Raw genomic sequence first — 17,770 nt, 5'->3', positions numbered from 1 at the left:
ATACCCGTAATAATTGGGCAGAAGACGAATCCCCATGTATTTTCTTTTATGCCTGGTCATATTATTGATATAAAAAGGAGGAATGAAAATGAATCAAATGCCTCTGCTTAAATCCTGTTTTAAAGCTGGAATTCACTTCATTAGACATATGACCATACAGCAGGCTGCAACTATTGCAGGAATCATTTTTTTAATCATTCATCCAGAAGTTTTCAGCCCCCTTTGGCTTACATTGGCAACCTCCGTCTTGATTCTGCTCCTGCTTTGAAGATTATTAGTGACCTCCCGCACACTGGTTCACTAACACCCCCATCCAAATCAGGAAAACACCGAGGATATGCAACAACATTCTTCTCTTGATCTTAGAAGAATGTTCATGCACGGATCAAACTGCCATGGAGACTCGAACATTAATAGGACCCCTTCTATGATTAATATCATATGAAGTACATACGGTGGAAATCACTATTTCCATTAACACCTTATATCCACTCTTCTGAAATTATCGCATTGAATTAAAAATGTGTACACTGGGATCTCAAACTCTTCATAATGATGAACTATTAAAGTTTAATCAATCGATTGATTAAAAAGGAATTTGACTTGAACCCCCTTGTGACAGCAGAACTTCCCTCCCCTTCATATATTGATTACACTGCATTTACCATTTTATCAAACGGAAAACTATTAGAAAATTACAAAATTTGTGTATAATTAGGCTATATTCATTAACTCTTAAGGAGGAATCATAATCATGGATACTCTCATTCAACAGTTCAGGAATTTGCCCACCACGGCGATTTCTGATGCAATGGAAGGGTTGAGCAATCTGGCATCAGCGATTAAACCCTTAAAGGAAGAATTTCATATGGCCGGACGAGCTTTGACTGTACAGATGCCCGTTGGTGATAATTCAGCCGTGTTAAAAGCAATCGGACAAGCAAGGCCTGGGGATATAATAGTCGTTGACAGCAAAGGTGATACATACCGGGCTATAGCAGGAGACTTCGTTGTCGGCATGATGCAGACCATGGAAATTGGCGGCCTCGTAGTAGATGGAGTCATTCGCGATCTTGAAGCCATTAAAGAGATGAATTTCCCTGTCTTCAGCAAAGGGACAACGGTTGCCTCAAGCGGCAAGGCAGGTGTAGGAGAAACCAATATCCCCATTTCCTGTGGGGGCGTCACAGTATTTCCAGGGGACATTATCATAGGGGACATAGATGGAGTCGTGGTCGTGCCACAAGCCATGGGTGAAGAAATCCTTACTAAAGCAAAGGATAAAATCATGAAAGATGAACAGCGTGCTGAAAAATATGCAGGGAAGCCTGATGAAATAAGAAAGTATATTGCCATGATGACCAATAAAGCATGATCTAACGCATAAAAAAACAGGCAGGAAGCGATGGCTTCCTGCCTGTTCTTTTCATTAGCCTTATTTATCGGTCTTGTCTTCCTTTGAACCTTCTTCATCATATGTGTAATCATAATCAGTAGGGTCTATCGGTTTAAAACCATTTGGAGTATAGAAACGGAGTAAGTCACCGTTCACTACTTGGTCGGATAAATTGAGCATCGTTTCAGCTCTCTTTTTATAATTGAGGATGTCATCATTTTCCTCGACCAATTCCCCTGTTTTAGTATCGTAGTATTTACCTTTAATGGAAGTGACATCTGGTGTGACAAAATCACCATTCCTGAAAGGTACTACTTCATTATGATCTTTTGACAATAAATCGGAACCGAATTGTACATAATCTTTAGATTCGATTCCTAACAGATGCAATAAAGTCGGGAGAAGGTCGATCTGTCCTCCGTATTGGTGCATTTCCCCGCCTTCAACACCTGGAACATGGATCAATAATGGTACACGTTGCAATTGGGCATTCTCAAATGCTCCAACATCCTTGCCAAGCACTTTTGACATGGCTTCTTTATGGTTTTCGGAAATACCATAGTGATCACCATACATAACGATTACCGAGTTATCATATAGACCAGATTCCTTCAGATAATCGAAAAACTCTTTAAGCGCCTCATCGGCATAGCGTGCAGTCTGGAAGTAATTATCAACCGAAGCATCGCCTGTCGTTTGTTTACCGATTGTTGCTTTTTCCTGGTCCATCGCATATGGGAAATGATGAGATACTGTTATGAATTTTGTATAGAAAGGCTGTTTAAGCGTTTCTAACATAGGAATCGATTCTTTAAAGAAAGGCTTATCCATTAATCCATAACTTAGTACTTCCTCTTTATTTTCCATATTATAATGGTTTGCATCGAAGAACTGATTAAAACCAAGAGACTTATACATATTGTCCCGGTTCCAGAAAGATTTGTAATTACCATGGAACACAGCAGATGTGTATCCTTGTTGTCCTAAAATCGCTGGTGCTGCTTGATACGTATTTTGGGATCTGTTTGTGAATGCTGCCCCCTGTGGTAAACCGAACAGGGAATTTTCAAGCATGAATTCTGCATCAGCCGTTTTACCTTGGCCTACTTGATGGAAGAAATTATCAAAGTGCATGAAATCTGATTTATCATGTGCAAGTGAGTTTAGAAATGGAGTTACTTCTTCCCCATTCAATTTATAATCGATCAAGAAATTCTGCATGGATTCCAAATGCAGGTAGATGACATTCTTACCTTTGGCTGCACCAAAATATTCAGGGTTCGGTTCAGCGCTTGTTGCCTTCGTATAGTTGACGACTTCAGCGATATCGGTGCTGTTTGCAGTCGCACGCTGAGCGTATGTTTTAGTATTCTGAACGGCATCATAAACCGTATAGTTGAACATGCCCAAATATTTGACGATATAGTTCCGGTCGAATGTTCTTGATAATAATTGCGGGCGATCCTTTTCAGCAAGTCCCAAATTGATTGCGAAAATTGCAAGTCCCGCTAGGTAAACCAATCCAACTGTACGGCGTTTGACTTTGAAGTCTTCCACTTTAAAGTCTTTGAATCTGTACAACACGATCAAAAGGACCGTATCAAGGAAATAAAATACATCATGGGGTTTAAATAATTCTAAAATACTCGGTCCCAAATCCCCGGCATTATTTTGCACTTGTGTCAAGGTTGGTAATGTAATGAAATCGGTAAATGAACGGTAGTATACTATATTGCAGAATAGCCATAAGGACATCAATAAGTTCAACCGAATAATCCATTTAAACGATTTTTTACCTTTCGCCAGTAATGCCAAGCCAAAGAATAAAATGGCTGAACTAATTGGGTTTATGAACAGTAAGAACTGTTGCAGGCCATTCTCAATACCTAAGTTAAATTCAACTCGATATCCAATATAAGTTTTTATCCAAAACAAGACTACTGCAATAAAGAAAAAGCCTAGTATGTTATCTGCAAATAAATGCCGGCTTTTTTTTAGAAAATTATTCATGCTCTCACCTCTATTAATCTAGTGGTTTATTTATATAAATTTTTACAAACTTACAAAAGACGGAAAATCGGAAACCCTATAATAGCATTCTTTCACTTGGATAGTCAAGATTGTGAAAACCACCTTTTGTCACATCCATAACTCTTATATCCAGAACACTTCTTTAGCTTATGAACAAGCCTTTGAAAAAATAACAGAGTTTCGCCCGTCTTGAATGTTCAGCGCACCTATAACAAATATATAGGAACTCCATGTCTTAATCCAATAAATATCACCGTAACTTTTTGGGGTGACTGCGGGTGACAGTCACTAATTAGTTTCACGTCCTTCAGGCTTTTACCATTATAAACGAAGCTTTATAAAAAAACCAGTACATTACAAAATATGTAAAGATATAAATCTTCAATTATTTAAAGCTATAGATATATCCAGGATTTCTTTCCCCGATAATTCGACAGTTAAAAATGGATAGCCGGTTACATGGATGCATCTCTCCTCCTCACTTTTGATACCCCATCCAAAATCCGTGCCTGCAAAAGTTTGACCCGTTTATCATTGCGTCCTGCCACCCTAAAATCCCATAAACTAACAAATGGATTTCGCGTAATATCGACATCATTCCCCTCCGGCATATTTAATTAGCTTTTTTCAAATAATTTTCCTGTAAGTGATGATTATATTGTGTTTATATTTTTACTTTCCAGGATTATTTTTATCATCCATAAAAGATTCAATTTACCAAAGTTCACTTAAATTACAATTTTAAAACCCCTCCTTGAACCGGAAAGGAGCAAATGACATTATAATAGGAAGAAACTGAATTTTCCCATATTGGCTGAAGGGTTATTTTCTTACGATAGCAGCCCATATGACCATAGCAGCGGTAACAGGTTTGAATATAGGTCTTGTCTTTTCCATTCGCCTTAATGGGGGTTGTGGCGCCTTATAAGCTTACCTGTGTTTTGCAAGTCATCTTTTCGTCCCCTTTGTTAGTATATTTGTTTCATCCAGCTTTATTATAAAAAATAAAAATCCTGCCCTCGATCGAGGACAGGATTCCTTATTTATATTACTTAATGCCTTCTGAAACTTCTTTAACCATAGCGTCAACAGATTCTAAACCGCCGCCTGATAAGTACCAGTAGTTAGGGTCTAGATAAATGATGTTACCTTCTTTAAATGCTTTTGTATTTTTCACAATGTCATTTTCAACAGTTTTTTTCGCTGCAGCTCCATCACCGGCAACCGCATCTCTATCTACAACGAATAGGTAATCAGGATTCTTTTCAGCAATGTATTCGAAAGAAATACTTTGACCATGTGTCGATACTTCCAATTTATCATCTACTGCAGGTACTCCGAATACATCATGGATGATTCCAAATCTTGAATCCGATCCGTAAGCACTTACTTTTCCACCGCTGGAAAGAACGATTAAACCAGTTTTGTCAGTTGGAGCTTTTTCTTTCAAAGCTTTGATGTTTTCTTCAACACTTGCCAATTCTTTAGCAGCTTCGTCTTCTTTATCGAAGATTTTACCCAAAAGTGTTACGTTTTCTTCAAATGATTCCATATACTTTGTTGTATCTACACCCACAAAAACAGTAGGAGCAATTTTGCTTAATTCTTCATATGCTTCAGATTGACGGCCAGAAATAAGGATTAAGTCAGGAGCAATTTCGTTGATTTTTTCGAAGTCAGGCTCTTTTAATCCGCCGGCATTTTCAGTTGTACCTTTATATTTAGAAAGGTACTTTGGAAGGCCATCATGAGGAACAGCTGCCACTTCCACACCCAATTTATCAAGAGTATCAAGTGCACCCATATCGAATACAACGACTTTTTCAGGGTTTGTTTTTACTTTCGTTTCTCCTAGTTGGTGCTTAACTGTAATTTCTTCGCTGTTAGCATTTTCCTTTTTCGCGCTTGATTCTTCTTTTTCCTTATCTGATCCACAAGCTGCAGCCACTACAGCCAGCATTGCAACCAAAAGCAGTAAAGATAATTTCTTAATCATTATGGTCACCTCGAAAAGTATTTTTTTATTTAAAATTACATATTGAATCCTCACCTTCACAGAGTTCACCTTCATCACTTTCCCTGCCATATGAACAGGAGGCGGCTAAAGTCTTGGGCGCCCGCCAACTCTTAACAGCCTAATGAGCGTTTGAGATATTCTGGGACGGCTACGAATACTGAAGTAATTTAAAACCAAATGGAATTGTCTTAAGTGAAGTACACACAGATCTTATTGTCATTGATATTTTGGATTTCAATATCCATATCATAGATTTCCTTTAATACATTGGAATTGATGACTTGCTCGGTAGGTCCATTATGAACAACCTTGCCATCCTTCAATGCGACAATATAGTCGGAATAACAGGATGCAAAATTAATGTCATGAATGACGATGATGACCGTTTTCCCTAATTCATCGGCCAACCTCCTCAATACCTTCATGATTTGGACGGAATGCTTCATATCAAGATTGTTCAGGGGTTCATCAAGTAGTACATACTCCGTGTTCTGAGCAATAACCATGGCAATGAAGGCCCTCTGTTGCTGCCCGCCGCTAAGCTGGTCAAGGAACTTATCCTGCATGTCTGCAAGTTCCATATATTCAATCGCTTCATCGACATATTCCCAATCCTCTTTGGTCAGCTTGCCTTGTGAATACGGAAAACGGCCAAAGGCGACGAGTTCACGAATCGTTAATCGGATATTGATGTGGTTAGCCTGCTTTAAGATGGCAATCTTCTTCGCAAGTTCATTGCTATTGAATTTCCCCATATCCTTACCATCGATCAGGACTTCTCCTGAATCCCGGGTAATGAGCCGGCTGATCATCGAAAGGACGGTACTTTTCCCCGCTCCATTGGGACCGATGAAGGATGTGATTTTCCCTTTCATTATTTCAATAGAAACATCCTCTACAACCGTTTTACTATTATATTTTTTGAATAAATTTTTCACTTCTACCATGATTTATTCTCCTTTAATAGAAGATAGATGAAATAGACACCGCCGACAAAGTTGATGATGACACTCAATGTGGTAGTGAACGTAAAGATCCTCTCCACAATGAATTGGCCGCCGACCAGGGCAATCACACTGATCAGCATTGCACCCGGGATGATATGTTTATGCTGATAGGACTTAATGAATTGATATGCCACATTTGCAACAAGTAATCCGAGGAACGTGATCGGACCGATCAGGGCAGTCGAAATGGAGATTAAAACCGTAACGACGATTAAAACCCGCTTCGTGACAAAATCATAATCCACACCCAAGTTTATGGCTTGGTCCCTCCCCAGTGACATGACATCTAAATATTTCAAAAATCTCATGAAATATATCATTGCCGCTATCATGAGGATAATAGCTAACGTCAACAGGTCCGTGTTGACATTATTGAAGCTTGCGAACATTTTATTTTGAATGATTTGAAACTCATTCGGGTCAATCAATACCTGCATGAATGAAGACATGCTGCCGAATAAGGTTCCAAAGATGATACCGATCAGCAATAGGAAGTAAATATTGCGGTTTTTCTTGAACATGAACTTGAACAGCAGGCTGGAAAAAATAAGCATGGCCGCAAGTGTAATCAGGAAATTAAGATTTTTATTCATGATCATGATATGCGTTGAACCGAAGAGGAAAATCACTCCCGTTTGGATCAGCATATACATGGAGTCCAAACCTAATATGCTTGGTGTCAGAATTTTATTATTCGTGACCGTCTGGAAAATCACTGTTGAAAAAGCTATAGCACAACCAACCACGATGATGGCGATGATTTTGATAACCCTTCTTGGCAGTGCATAATCCCAATTCGGGCCAAGGTCCCAAAAGATATAACCTGCCGTTAAAGCTGCTGCAAGAACAGCTAATATAATGATTCTAATTTTATTATTCATATGCCTTTCTCCTCAGTATCAGATAGATAAATACGGCGCTTCCTATCACACCAACCACGAGTCCGATCGGGATTTCAAATGGATATATGAGGATCCTGCCCAGAATATCGCAGATCAATAGGAATACTGCCCCTAGCAATGCTGTATGAGAAAGACTCTTTTTCAAATTGTCACCAAGGTAAAGGGATACAATATTTGGTACGATCAAGCCTATGAAAGGAATCGTTCCCACCGTTAACAGGACGACAGTTGAGGATAAAGCAACGATGATTAACCCAAAATTGACGATAAGCTTATAATTGAGTCCTAGATTGATAGCAAACTCCTCACCCATCCCTGCCACAGTGAATTTATTGGCAAAGAAGTATGCGAGAATGACTAGAGGGATACTTACATATATAAGTTCGTACCTTCCCGACATGACCATCGAGAAATCCCCATTCATCCAAGTGTTGAGGCTTTGAATTAAATCATATTTATAGGCAAAGAAAGTCGAGATAGATCCGACGATATTGCCAAACATCAAACCAACCAATGGGATGAAAATCGTATCCTTATATTTCACTTGATCAAGAATTTTCATGAACAAGAATGTACCTGCCAATGCGAATATGAAAGCGAATGCCATTTTCTCGATAAGTGCTGCCGATGGAAAAATGATAATGGCAAGAAGAAGTCCGAGCCTTGCAGAATCCATGGTACCGGCAGTCGTCGGTGACACAAACTTATTGCGGCTCAATTGCTGCATGATCAGGCCGCTTATACTCATCACAATACCTGCAATGACTATGGTCACCATTCTGGGGAAACGGCTTTGCAGCATGATTTGCACTTTATCATCACTTAGATCCAATAAATCCAGAGGGGTAATATCTTTTACGCCAATGAATAATGACGTAAATGATAAAACAATTAACGCCATGACTAAATATCTTATCTTCATCTACATTTCCTACTCTTCCTATCTCAGTTAATACAGCGATAATATTTTTAATTAAAGATACTTGAATAAAGACTATTGCAAAGTCATCTATTGAAATAGAAATTATGAAGTCGCAATAGTTACAAGGTTTTCCCATTCGTGATAATGAGATTCATTATCATTAACTCTTATTCTATCATTTCTCAGACATGTGTCAATATATACAAGGGAATTACTTTGATATTCTCCGAATAGTCATATTGTCATGAATTTGGGTGAACAATCATGCATTTCGTTACAGGAAGTGATAAAATCAAAATAACAAATATTTACTCTTCCAATGAAAGAAGCGATATGATGAAAAACTTGCTATCCAAAGTGTTCTTAAAAAAGGCGAAAATCCAGATTGAATTTTGCCAAAATAATCTTGACCGCTTCCTTAATGAACAAACAGTTGCTGATTATGGTAAGTTCTTAGCGAATCCAAGGATTCAATATAAGGAATATGAATGTTTGAGTGAGTGTAAACTTTGTAAGAAAACCCCCTATGCGAAAGTGAACGGCCAGATAATGAGTGGCGAAGATTCACAGGACCTTTTAAATAAGTTACATGATGTATTGAAATGATACGGGCCAAGCAAATTGCTTGATCCGTATCATTTTGACTTTCCACCTGTAATTATACAGAATACAGGTGGTGAACATCTATTAAAAGGAATTGGGAATTATGCTATGGAATTATTAATCTAGTCGTTACTTCCTGTTTTTCACTATTTCCTACGTTTTCACTGTATAAATAGCTTAATATATGATAATTTATGGAAAAAGATAGACAGGAGGACGTCCATGAAAAAAATCATTCCTACCATCGTATCAGCCGTAACACTAAGTCTTGTCACTGGATTGCCTAACCCCATAGCCGAAGCAGAAGAATTCACCCCTTATTATGGAAATGGTCCAAGCTACATTCAACCAGATAACCTCTCCCACCTTTTCCCTGACCCTAATGTATCTTTCAACACCCCTGCCTTTAAGCAAAACAAGATCGCCTTTACGAGCCAGGAAGAAATGTTGGATCATATCAAGTCCCTCTCCCATAAATACAAGAACATCCAGTTCAAGACGATTGGCAAATCCACAGAAGGACGCGACATCCCTATGCTTCTTTTCAGCAAGGATTCAAAAAGACCGAATAAGAGTTCACATAAACCATTGATTTGGATTCAAGGTCAGATCCATGGCAATGAACCCGCTTCAGGTGAATCAACATTAGTCCTTGCACAATGGCTGGCTGAAGGCAAGCTTGGTGATGTCCTCGATAAAGTGAATGTTGCCATCGTTCCACGCGTCAATCCTGATGGCTCTTATTATTTCAAACGATATACCGCAAATGACATGGATGCGAATAGGGATTACTTAAAAGTGGAGTATCCTGAAGTACAGACGATTCATCAGTCAATCGATGATTATGAACCGGAAGTCATTCTGGATGTACATGAATATACAGTGAATCCCGCCCCACTGAAAAAAGTGGGAGCAAATGGATCGATCGCTTCCTATGATTTACTCATCTCCTCAGCCAAGAATTTAAATATTCCCAAACAGCTTAGAAAAGCTTCCGATGAACTGCTTTTACCGAATGTTTTTAAAGCATTGGAAAAAGAAAAGCTTTCCTACCACGATTACTATACACTGGCTACTTCTGATGATGGAGTCCTTACTGCCACAGAAGGAAGTACAGAAGCCCGGATTGGCCGAAACGCCCTCGGTTTGAAAAATACAATGACCTATTTAATTGAAACGAGGGGAATCAATATCGGCCGTACGGATTTTAAACGACGTGTTTTTGCACAAGCTACAGCCCAGGCAGCCTTCATCAAAACGGCAGCTGAACAGGCCACTAAAGTTAAAAAGGCCGTTAAACAGGCAGAAACTGAAGTCGTGCAAAAAGGGCGAAAAGCAAATGATAACGATAAAATTGTCATCACCAGTGAAAATAAAATGGTTAAGGATCAAAAATTGACAGTAGTCGATTTAGCGAAAGCTAAAATGGCCGATGCCTCCATCGATTGGCTGGATTCTACCGATGCCTACCCTACCCTTGTTAGAGATCGTCCGACAGCCTATATCCTTCCACCGGAATATGAAAATATCGCCAAGAAACTTCAGTTATTGGGAGTAGAAGTTAAAAAATTAAAAAAACCTATGAAAATAGCTGTTGAAAGCTATAGGGTCAAGGATTTAAAAGTTTCCGCTGAACTGGAAAGCGGACATTCCACAAGGGAAGTCACGACAACCGTTACTTCAACAACTCGGGATTTCCCAAAAGGAAGCTATGTTTTCGACATGGGCCAGCCTGATGCCAACTTCATCCCCCTTGCCCTCGAACCTGAAGGCATTGACAGCTATGTGACATTCAATTTCATCCCGGCTGATAAAGGAAAAGAACTGCCGATTTACCGCTATATGCAGCCATCTTCCTTACCAGTTAAATGATGCATAGTATCTAAATGACGCTTCGGCAGCTTTCATTGCCAAAGCGTTTTTAGTTTCCACCTCCTTTATTCATGCGGGACGAGGCGCCTGACATGATTTCTTGAATGCGACGACAAGTTTTGAATATACATATAAACGGAAAATGTGTTTTTAGAGGAGGAAAGTCATTGAACCAACATGTACAATTGGAAATAAATCGCCTTGTTCATCGCTTGAAACAAGACCAATCCGCTGATGGTTCGTGGAATTATCCCTTTGACACCGGGATAACGGCAGATGCCTATATGATCATATTATTGAAAATTTTAGATATGGAAGATGCTCCTCTTATAGAGGCTTTAGTAAAAAGAATCGAAAGCAAGCAAACGGAAAACGGTTCATGGAAACTTTTCCAAGACGAGAAGGACGGCAATGTTACGGTTACGATCGAGGCTTATTATGGCCTTCTTTTTAGCGGACTCCGCAATAAGAACGATCCCCATATGAGGAAAGCCAAACAATTCATTCTTTCCAAGGGTGGCATCAAACAGGCCAAAATGTTAACGAAAATGATGCTTACTGTTACCGGACAATATCAATGGCCGCGCCTATTCCCCATTCCTCTCGAAGTGGTCTTACTTCCTCCGACCTTTTTCGTCAGCATTTATGATCTTTCCGTATATTGGCGGGTCAACATGATTCCATTGCTATTGCTTGGCCATAAAAAGTTTCAGATCAAAACCCCGGACACGCCAAGTTTAAAAGAATTATTTCAAACAAGGGAGGACCTTTCCGAAGAGCATGCATGGGAAGAGTATCGTACCGAGGAATATCGTTCCTTCTTTTCCAAACTTCAAACAGGCGTCAAAACTCTGATTGGTTATCCCGATTATTTACATTCCTTAGCCTTGGATTCAACGAAAAGGTTCATGCTCGACAGGCTGGAACCAGACGGGACACTGTACAATTATTTCGGTTCTACCTTTTTCATGATCTTTGCCCTCCTTTCAATTGGATATTCGAAAAAGGATCCAGTGATACTAAAGGCCATTGCCGGTCTGAAGGGGATGGCCTGCTCCATTGAGGGACACACACATATCCAGTTCACGACGCCCCATGTTTGGAATACCTCCTTAATAAGCTACGCCCTTCAAGAAGCTGGCATACCTCCCAAAGACCCAACGGTCAAGGCCGCCAATCAGTACTTACTGTCACGCCAGCATTATATGTATGGAGATTGGCTGATCCATAATCCCAACACGATTCCAGGCGGCTGGGGGTTCTCGGATTTCAATACCATGAATCCGGATGTCGATGATACGACCGCCTCACTGCGGGCGCTGGCTAAGCAACTGCAAGCAAAACCGGATAATCGGGACAGCTGGCAGCGCGGTGTCTCCTTCACGATATCCATGCAAAATGATGATGGCGGATTTCCAGCCTTCGAACGGAATAACGACAATAAATGGCTGCATCTTCTTCCTATAGAGGGTTCGAAATATCTCCTGACTGACCCTTCTACCGCTGATTTGACAGGAAGAACGCTGGAATTCCTCGGGAACTATACAAATATGAAGAAGCCGGAAGAAGTCAGTAAAAGAGCGGTGGATTGGCTATTGGAAGACCAGAAGCGTGACGGCTCCTGGTATGGGCGCTGGGGCATCTGCTATCTATATGGCACATGGTCTGCACTGACCGGCATGAAGGCAGCAGGGCAAGCCACTGGACATCCATCCATCCAAAAAGCCTTAACTTGGTTGAAGAAAATTCAAAATGAAGATGGTGGCTGGGGTGAATCTTGTTACAGTGATATTAAGCAACGATATATCCCCCTCGGAGAAAGTACACTGACACATACAGCTTGGGCTGTGGATGCGTTAATATCGGCATCCGAAAAGCCGACAGCCGAAATCGAAAAAGGCATTGCCTATCTCATCCGTGCAGGTCAGCAGGACAGTTGGACCAATGATTATCCTGCAGGCCAGGGAATGGCCGATTTTTTGTATATACATTATCATAGCTATCGCTATATTTATCCCCTTTTAGCCTTAAGTCATTACAATAAAAAATTCCTGAAGACTTAATTGCCAGTTTTTTTTATCATATAAGGGTGAATATGTGGATTACCTGTGGAAAAGTAGTGAATAACACCGGAAAGTTATCCACAATCCGAGGTTATCCACATTCATTTATCCGTAAATGTGCTAAAAGCAAGAAATTTCCCGTCATATTTGTTGATTAATTCATTTCGGACATGTAATAATAACTTGTTTTATCCAGGCTTTGTGGATAGTTTGGGGATGATCACTATTATGTGAAAACTTTATCCAGTTTATCACTATAAAATTCTATCGCCTTAGCATAAGATTGTATGTCTCGATCCTTAGAGGTTTCGGCAATTATCTTCAATAAAGACTCCATTGCAAGATCGTGTTGGCCCAAATTATAAAAAGCCATGGCCCTGAATACCAATAAAGCCTTATCCTCAGGAAACTTCGCCAGCCCCGATTCCAATGTCTGTCTTGATTTTTCATATTCCCCTATGGTGCGATATGTGCTCCCCAATCCTATGCAGGCCCCTTTTGCCTCCTCCTCCGGCAAACCTAATTTGAGAGCCGCTTCATAATAGGGCACCGCCTTTACCTCATGTCCGAGAATATCCAAACTCCAGGCACACTGATACTGTATGACTGCATCACCGGGATTTTGATTTGCCAAATCCATCAATAATCGATTGGATTTTTTGAATTCTTTTTTTCCTCTTAATGACAGTGCGATTTCCAAATCTCCCATTACTATTCCTCCATTGTATAAGATTCCTTATTGCCCCTATTCGCGATTCCTTTTTTTAATTCCTTTATAACCGCAAATATTTTTAAAGTGTCATCAGCTATACGGTGGTTTCTCCCCCCATCCGCCTCTTCATATAACGGAAGTTTCTTCTTTTCCCCTAATTTCGCTTGAGAACCATAATGGCATAAAAAAAGGATCTGCCATTCGGCAAATCCTTTCATGCACTTCAGTTCATGATCATTCTTAGATCACAGATTACCATCGATTAATCATCCAATTGGTTTTTCAATACTTTTCCCGTGGTGGCATCTACCACTACATCATATTCCTTTTGTCCTTGTTTTAATTCCAGCTCGTACACAAGGGTGCCATTCTCCGAATCAAGCTCCATGTCCGTTACTTGACCATCCACCGCTTTCAAGGCAATCTTTTCGGCTTGATCACTGCTGATTTTTGCAGTTTCCGCCGCTTGTTGTGTGCTCATATCGTCATCGTCTCCGTCTTCCATTTCCTGAGAAAGTATCTCTCCTTTTTCAGCATCAACGTCAACTTCTTGATAGCCTTCTTTCGTTTTAACGGTCATCTCATAGGTCATCGGCTGGTCCCAATCCTTTTCAAATTGAGTAACTTCCCCGCCTAGTTTTTCTGAAATCATTTTGACAGCCTCATCCTCGGATAGGTTACCCTTATTGACTGCATATACCGCCGTTCCAGCAGCACCGCCGAAAAGTAAAACGGAGGCCATGGACACCGTCATGATCACCTTTTTCCTTTGAATGATACCTTCTTTAATCGTACTCCACTGTTTTTTCATGAATGAATTCCTCCTTTAAGTTGTTACCTTAATAATAAGCATCCTTCATGAAACGAACATGAGCGTTAGATTAGAATTTGATGAGAAAGAGTAATCGTCACCAACGTTCCCTCTCCCACTTCGCTTTGAATCTCCAATTTACCTTCGAATGACTCGACCAGCGTCCGGGCGATGGAAAGCCCGAGTCCATTGCCTCCCGTTTTCCTTGCCCTCGATGAATCCACGCGATAAAAACGTTCGAATACATGTGGGAGATGTTCCGGTGATATCCCTGCACCGTGATCTTTCACACCGATGAAAATTTCATCGGCCTGCCGTTTTATCATGATCTGAATATTTGATTCACTGTATTTCATAGCATTGTCCAATAGGATGACAATCACCTGTTCAAGCTTACTGGAAATGGTCATTGCATATATTTCCTTAAACTCTGATTCTATCGTTATTTCACGATTTACCGTCCTTCTGAATGTTTGGGCAATCCCTTCACAAAACGAAATAATTTCTATTTTCCCTTCCACATCTGCTGAAGGTTCCGTTTGGGAAGCAGACTGCAGAAGATGTTCTGTCAGCTTTTTCATCCGGACGGCTTCATGATGGATTGCCTCCACCGCCTCTTCCTGAATCGCCTCATCCTTCATTCCCCAGCGTTTCAATAGGGAAGAGTAGCTTTCTATGACCGTAATCGGTGTTTTCAATTCATGTGAAGCATCTGAAAGGAATTGCTGCTGTTGGTTATAATTCCGCTCCAGCCTTTCTATCATCCTGTTGAATGCCACTCCCATCACCTGCAGTTCATCCTTTGATTGATCCGATACCGGTATCCGTTTGAATTCCCCGCTTTTCTCAATATCGTTCATCGTTCCGCTCATGATCGATATCGGTTTGAGGATCAGGTTGGCCAGCCACTTACCGGCAAGAATGGATAAAAGAATGACAAAAAGCGATGCACCGCCTAAAACGAAGGCAAGCGTCGATAAATTATCAAGGAGGGTATCTTGCGGCTGTGTGACCTCGATCATCCCTAGCTTCTTCCCTTCATCAGGATAAGGATAACGGTAGGTCATTACATATTCCCCGTCAGCTTTGGTAAAATCATAACCTTTCTCGTTAATGGCTTTAATCGCAAGCCCCTCAAGGTCCTCTTCATCGGTAAATGATTTTACCAACCTTCCATCAGTATCGAATATCCGCACCATTCCATCGTCAGGGATATACGGCTCCATTAAATCGGGATCACCGGAAATCAAATCTTTCGTCAGGATATTTTCTTCAATTAATGAGGCTTGATCTTCAAGCAGATCCCTTTCCCTCTCTACCGATATCCAAAGGAAGGCGATTAAAACGATGATACTCAACAATATAAGCATGACGCTTAAAAAAAGACTGGAATACGTTTGGATTTTCGTCCGGATCTTCATACTGGCTCCTTCAAGCTGTAACCTACACCACGGTATGTATGTATGAGCTGCAGCTCAAAGGGATAATCTATTTTTTTGCGTAAATAACGGATATACACATCGACCACATTCGTATCCCCTGCAAAATCATATCCCCATACATGTGTCAGGATTTGCTCCCTCGAAAGTACTTGATTTTTATTTTGCAAAAGATAAACCAGCAAATCGAACTCGCGGGAAGTCAGCTCAATCCTTTTGCCTTGCCTGTGAATGTCCCTTGTACCAAGGTTCAACTTCAGATCATGGATCTTTAGTTCATCCACTTCCCCTTCTGATTGGCACTCCCTTACATTGGTACGGAAGCAAGCACGGATCCGTGCAAGCAGCTCTTCAATTTCAAACGGTTTCGTTACATAATCATTTGCACCATGGTCAAGGCCATTCACCTTGTCTGGCACAGCATCCCTTGCCGTTAGAAGGATGACCGGTGTCGATCCATTCTTTTTCCGATAACGCCTAAGTACTTCTATGCCATTCAGCTCGGGCAGCATCACATCCAATAAGATTAAATCCCAATCCTCGGCTTCTGCCCTTTCCAGCCCTGTCTTTCCGGTAAATGCCGATTCTGTTTGATAACCCTCATGATTAAGTTCCAGCTGGAGAACCCTCGCAATTTTTTCTTCATCTTCTATAATTAAAATTCTTTTATTCATGATCATCACCACCTACCCCTTAGTGTACTGAAGAAATATGAAAATATCATGAGAAATTGAACCCTCCGCATGAAATAATGATTTTAATTTTTGTGCCTTTAAAAAAGGTCAAAAAAAAGAACCGGATGTGAAAAGTCCAAGAGGGTCTTTACAGACACCATACACATTCCTCACAATCATTAAGAATTTCCCCATAGCTAAATAATAAAAGCCTAGGTATCAATGGATAACCATAATAAAAAGACTATGGAATATTTCCATAGTCACAGTTTGTCGACAAAATGGGGTTCGGAACGGCCTCATCCCAAATAACTGGCTTGGTAAACAGTCAGCAGAAAGAGAGCGGATCTTTGATAACAGCTAGAGCGTTGATTTCCTCTCCAGGCACTCGCTTTCCGCGGGCGGTCCGGGAGCCTCCTCGGCGCTTTTTGCGCCTGTGGGGTCTCCCTTGAACACGCTTTTCCCGCAGGAGTCTCGTACCTTCCGTTCCAATCAACTGGATTGCTTTTTAAAGAAAAGACTGTAGTCTGGTCTCATCCCTGACTTGATTAAGAAATGGTTGCACTTTGGGTTTTTTATTGTTTAATGAAACCTCATTTGATTGAAGAAATATGCGACACTCCTGCCGAAAAACTGGCTAGCCAAGACCCCACAGGCGCTTGCGGCGAGGAGGCTTGGCAGACAGTCGGCGGAAAGGGAGCGGATTTCTTCAATCAACTGGATCGTTTAATAATGATCCATTTCATTCACCGGTCCAATGCTGGTCAATGAATTTATCGCGTCCCGATTTCGCACGGTCCGCTTTATAATCATCTTTGTTTTTTTTATGATAGCCTTGATGGTATTCTTCGGCAGGATAGAAGGTTTGGGCCGGAAGGATTTCCGTTACGATGGGTTTCTGGAACTTCCCGCTCGCTGCTACCTTTTCTTTCGCTTCAAGAGCCAGTTTTTCTTGAGCTTCATCATGATAGAAGATGGCCGTCCGATATTGGCTACCCCTGTCATGGAATTGACCGCCATCATCGGTTGGATCAATTTGCTGCCAATATAGTTCCAGCAATCTTTCATAAGGAAATAACTGAGGATCGAAAGTGATTTCCACGACTTCATAATGCCCCGTAGCTCCCGTCTTCACTTCCTCGTAAGTCGGGTTTTCAACATGTCCTCCCGAATAACCGGATACGATCCCCCCAATCCCCGGTAGTTCTTCAAATGGTGTCACCATGCACCAAAAACAGCCTCCAGCAAATGTAGCCTTTTGCATAATGGTCTTCCCCTTTCCTGTATGTAATAAAAATTAATATACCATATTCCAATCCTG

At 40.7% G+C, this 17,770-nt stretch carries 16 protein-coding genes; 6 read left to right on the top strand and 10 right to left on the bottom strand.

The window, feature by feature from the left end:
• Positions 1–88: 88 nt before the first annotated feature.
• Positions 89–268, top strand: coding sequence for a hypothetical protein (locus FNK51_RS06850; protein WP_141992852.1), 180 nt, complete (start codon positions 89–91; stop codon positions 266–268).
• Between the two features lie 486 nt (positions 269–754).
• Entirely contained in the window at positions 755–1,375 is a 621-nt protein-coding gene (locus FNK51_RS06845) for an RraA family protein (RefSeq protein WP_098371507.1), read from the top strand.
• A gap of 60 nt (positions 1,376–1,435) precedes the next feature.
• On the opposite strand, the gene ltaS is transcribed toward FNK51_RS06845, so the two are convergent.
• From ltaS to FNK51_RS06820, 5 genes are all read right to left on the bottom strand, one after another.
• Positions 1,436–3,406 carry a lipoteichoic acid synthase gene (ltaS, locus tag FNK51_RS06840; protein ID WP_141992851.1) on the bottom strand — a complete coding sequence of 657 codons (1,971 nt, stop codon included), beginning with the start codon at positions 3,404–3,406 and terminating at the stop codon, positions 1,436–1,438.
• A gap of 1,069 nt (positions 3,407–4,475) precedes the next feature.
• Entirely contained in the window at positions 4,476–5,420 is a 945-nt protein-coding gene (locus tag FNK51_RS06835; protein ID WP_181762205.1) for a siderophore ABC transporter substrate-binding protein, read from the bottom strand.
• Positions 5,421–5,632: 212 nt separating this feature from the next.
• Positions 5,633–6,391, bottom strand: coding sequence for an iron ABC transporter ATP-binding protein (locus FNK51_RS06830; RefSeq protein WP_063233995.1), 759 nt, complete (start codon positions 6,389–6,391; stop codon positions 5,633–5,635).
• The gene (locus tag FNK51_RS06825) at positions 6,385–7,332 is read right to left on the bottom strand and encodes an iron chelate uptake ABC transporter family permease subunit (RefSeq protein ID WP_141992849.1); all 948 of its coding nucleotides are present in this window, start codon (positions 7,330–7,332) and stop codon (positions 6,385–6,387) included. Before FNK51_RS06825 ends, FNK51_RS06830 begins: the two co-directional genes overlap by 7 nt.
• Positions 7,325–8,275, bottom strand: coding sequence for an ABC transporter permease (locus FNK51_RS06820; RefSeq protein ID WP_141992848.1), 951 nt, complete (start codon positions 8,273–8,275; stop codon positions 7,325–7,327). The genes FNK51_RS06825 and FNK51_RS06820 overlap by 8 nt, the downstream gene beginning before the upstream one ends.
• Positions 8,276–8,539: 264 nt before the next feature.
• Here FNK51_RS06820 and FNK51_RS06815 point away from each other — a divergent pair, with 264 nt between their 5' ends.
• The 3 genes from FNK51_RS06815 to shc all read left to right on the top strand — a co-directional run bounded on the left by FNK51_RS06815 (position 8,540) and on the right by shc (position 12,813).
• Positions 8,540–8,881, top strand: a complete 342-nt coding sequence (locus FNK51_RS06815; protein WP_141992847.1) for a DUF1450 domain-containing protein — start codon at positions 8,540–8,542, stop codon at positions 8,879–8,881.
• A gap of 219 nt (positions 8,882–9,100) precedes the next feature.
• Positions 9,101–10,750, top strand: a complete 1,650-nt coding sequence (locus FNK51_RS06810; protein WP_141992846.1) for a M14 family metallopeptidase — start codon at positions 9,101–9,103, stop codon at positions 10,748–10,750.
• A gap of 167 nt (positions 10,751–10,917) precedes the next feature.
• Complete coding sequence (gene shc, locus FNK51_RS06805) at positions 10,918–12,813, top strand: squalene--hopene cyclase (RefSeq protein WP_286178588.1); 1,896 nt, start codon at positions 10,918–10,920, stop codon at positions 12,811–12,813.
• Between the two features lie 226 nt (positions 12,814–13,039).
• On the opposite strand, the gene FNK51_RS06800 is transcribed toward shc, so the two are convergent.
• The 4 genes from FNK51_RS06800 to FNK51_RS06785 all read right to left on the bottom strand — a co-directional run bounded on the left by FNK51_RS06800 (position 13,040) and on the right by FNK51_RS06785 (position 16,449).
• A complete protein-coding gene (locus FNK51_RS06800) occupies positions 13,040–13,522 on the bottom strand; it encodes a tetratricopeptide repeat protein (protein ID WP_098371516.1) in 483 nt (160 codons plus the stop codon).
• 265 nt (positions 13,523–13,787) lie between these two features.
• Positions 13,788–14,336, bottom strand: coding sequence for a PepSY domain-containing protein (locus tag FNK51_RS06795; protein WP_098371517.1), 549 nt, complete (start codon positions 14,334–14,336; stop codon positions 13,788–13,790).
• Positions 14,337–14,401: 65 nt separating this feature from the next.
• On the bottom strand, positions 14,402–15,757 hold the full coding sequence (locus FNK51_RS06790) for a sensor histidine kinase (protein WP_141992844.1): 1,356 nt from the start codon (positions 15,755–15,757) through the stop codon (positions 14,402–14,404).
• Positions 15,754–16,449 (bottom strand): response regulator transcription factor, encoded by a 696-nt coding sequence (locus FNK51_RS06785; protein WP_141992843.1) that lies wholly within the window; start codon positions 16,447–16,449, stop codon positions 15,754–15,756. The genes FNK51_RS06790 and FNK51_RS06785 overlap by 4 nt, the downstream gene beginning before the upstream one ends.
• Positions 16,450–17,034: 585 nt before the next feature.
• Between FNK51_RS06785 and FNK51_RS06780 the strand changes: the two genes are divergently transcribed.
• A complete protein-coding gene (locus FNK51_RS06780; protein ID WP_141992842.1) occupies positions 17,035–17,220 on the top strand; it encodes a hypothetical protein in 186 nt (61 codons plus the stop codon).
• Here FNK51_RS06780 and msrA read toward each other — a convergent pair.
• Positions 17,192–17,713, bottom strand: coding sequence for a peptide-methionine (S)-S-oxide reductase MsrA (gene msrA / locus FNK51_RS06775; RefSeq protein WP_141992841.1), 522 nt, complete (start codon positions 17,711–17,713; stop codon positions 17,192–17,194). The genes FNK51_RS06780 and msrA overlap by 29 nt on opposite strands.
• Positions 17,714–17,770 lie beyond the last annotated feature (57 nt).

The organism is Bacillus sp. B4EP4a, assembly GCF_006680105.1.
GTDB lineage: Bacteria > Bacillota > Bacilli > Bacillales > DSM-1321 > Peribacillus > Peribacillus simplex_E.
The sequence above is the reverse complement of the archived record's forward strand: the minus strand, read 5'-3'. Positions and strand labels throughout refer to the sequence as shown.

Bases quoted from the DNA above. Each gene is read 5' to 3' on its own strand.
- FNK51_RS06850 (WP_141992852.1), top strand. From the start codon at position 89: ATGAATCAAATGCCTCTGCTTAAATCCTGTTTTAAAGCTGGAATTCAC.
- FNK51_RS06845 (WP_098371507.1), top strand. From the start codon at position 755: ATGGATACTCTCATTCAACAGTTCAGGAATTTGCCCACCACGGCGATT.
- ltaS (WP_141992851.1), bottom strand. From the start codon at position 3,406: ATGAATAATTTTCTAAAAAAAAGCCGGCATTTATTTGCAGATAACATA.
- FNK51_RS06830 (WP_063233995.1), bottom strand. From the start codon at position 6,391: ATGGTAGAAGTGAAAAATTTATTCAAAAAATATAATAGTAAAACGGTT.
- FNK51_RS06825 (WP_141992849.1), bottom strand. From the start codon at position 7,332: ATGAATAATAAAATTAGAATCATTATATTAGCTGTTCTTGCAGCAGCT.
- FNK51_RS06820 (WP_141992848.1), bottom strand. From the start codon at position 8,275: ATGAAGATAAGATATTTAGTCATGGCGTTAATTGTTTTATCATTTACG.
- FNK51_RS06815 (WP_141992847.1), top strand. From the start codon at position 8,540: ATGCATTTCGTTACAGGAAGTGATAAAATCAAAATAACAAATATTTAC.
- FNK51_RS06810 (WP_141992846.1), top strand. From the start codon at position 9,101: ATGAAAAAAATCATTCCTACCATCGTATCAGCCGTAACACTAAGTCTT.
- FNK51_RS06800 (WP_098371516.1), bottom strand. From the start codon at position 13,522: ATGGGAGATTTGGAAATCGCACTGTCATTAAGAGGAAAAAAAGAATTC.
- FNK51_RS06795 (WP_098371517.1), bottom strand. From the start codon at position 14,336: ATGAAAAAACAGTGGAGTACGATTAAAGAAGGTATCATTCAAAGGAAA.
- FNK51_RS06790 (WP_141992844.1), bottom strand. From the start codon at position 15,757: ATGAAGATCCGGACGAAAATCCAAACGTATTCCAGTCTTTTTTTAAGC.
- FNK51_RS06785 (WP_141992843.1), bottom strand. From the start codon at position 16,449: ATGAATAAAAGAATTTTAATTATAGAAGATGAAGAAAAAATTGCGAGG.
- FNK51_RS06780 (WP_141992842.1), top strand. From the start codon at position 17,035: ATGAAACCTCATTTGATTGAAGAAATATGCGACACTCCTGCCGAAAAA.
- msrA (WP_141992841.1), bottom strand. From the start codon at position 17,713: ATGCAAAAGGCTACATTTGCTGGAGGCTGTTTTTGGTGCATGGTGACA.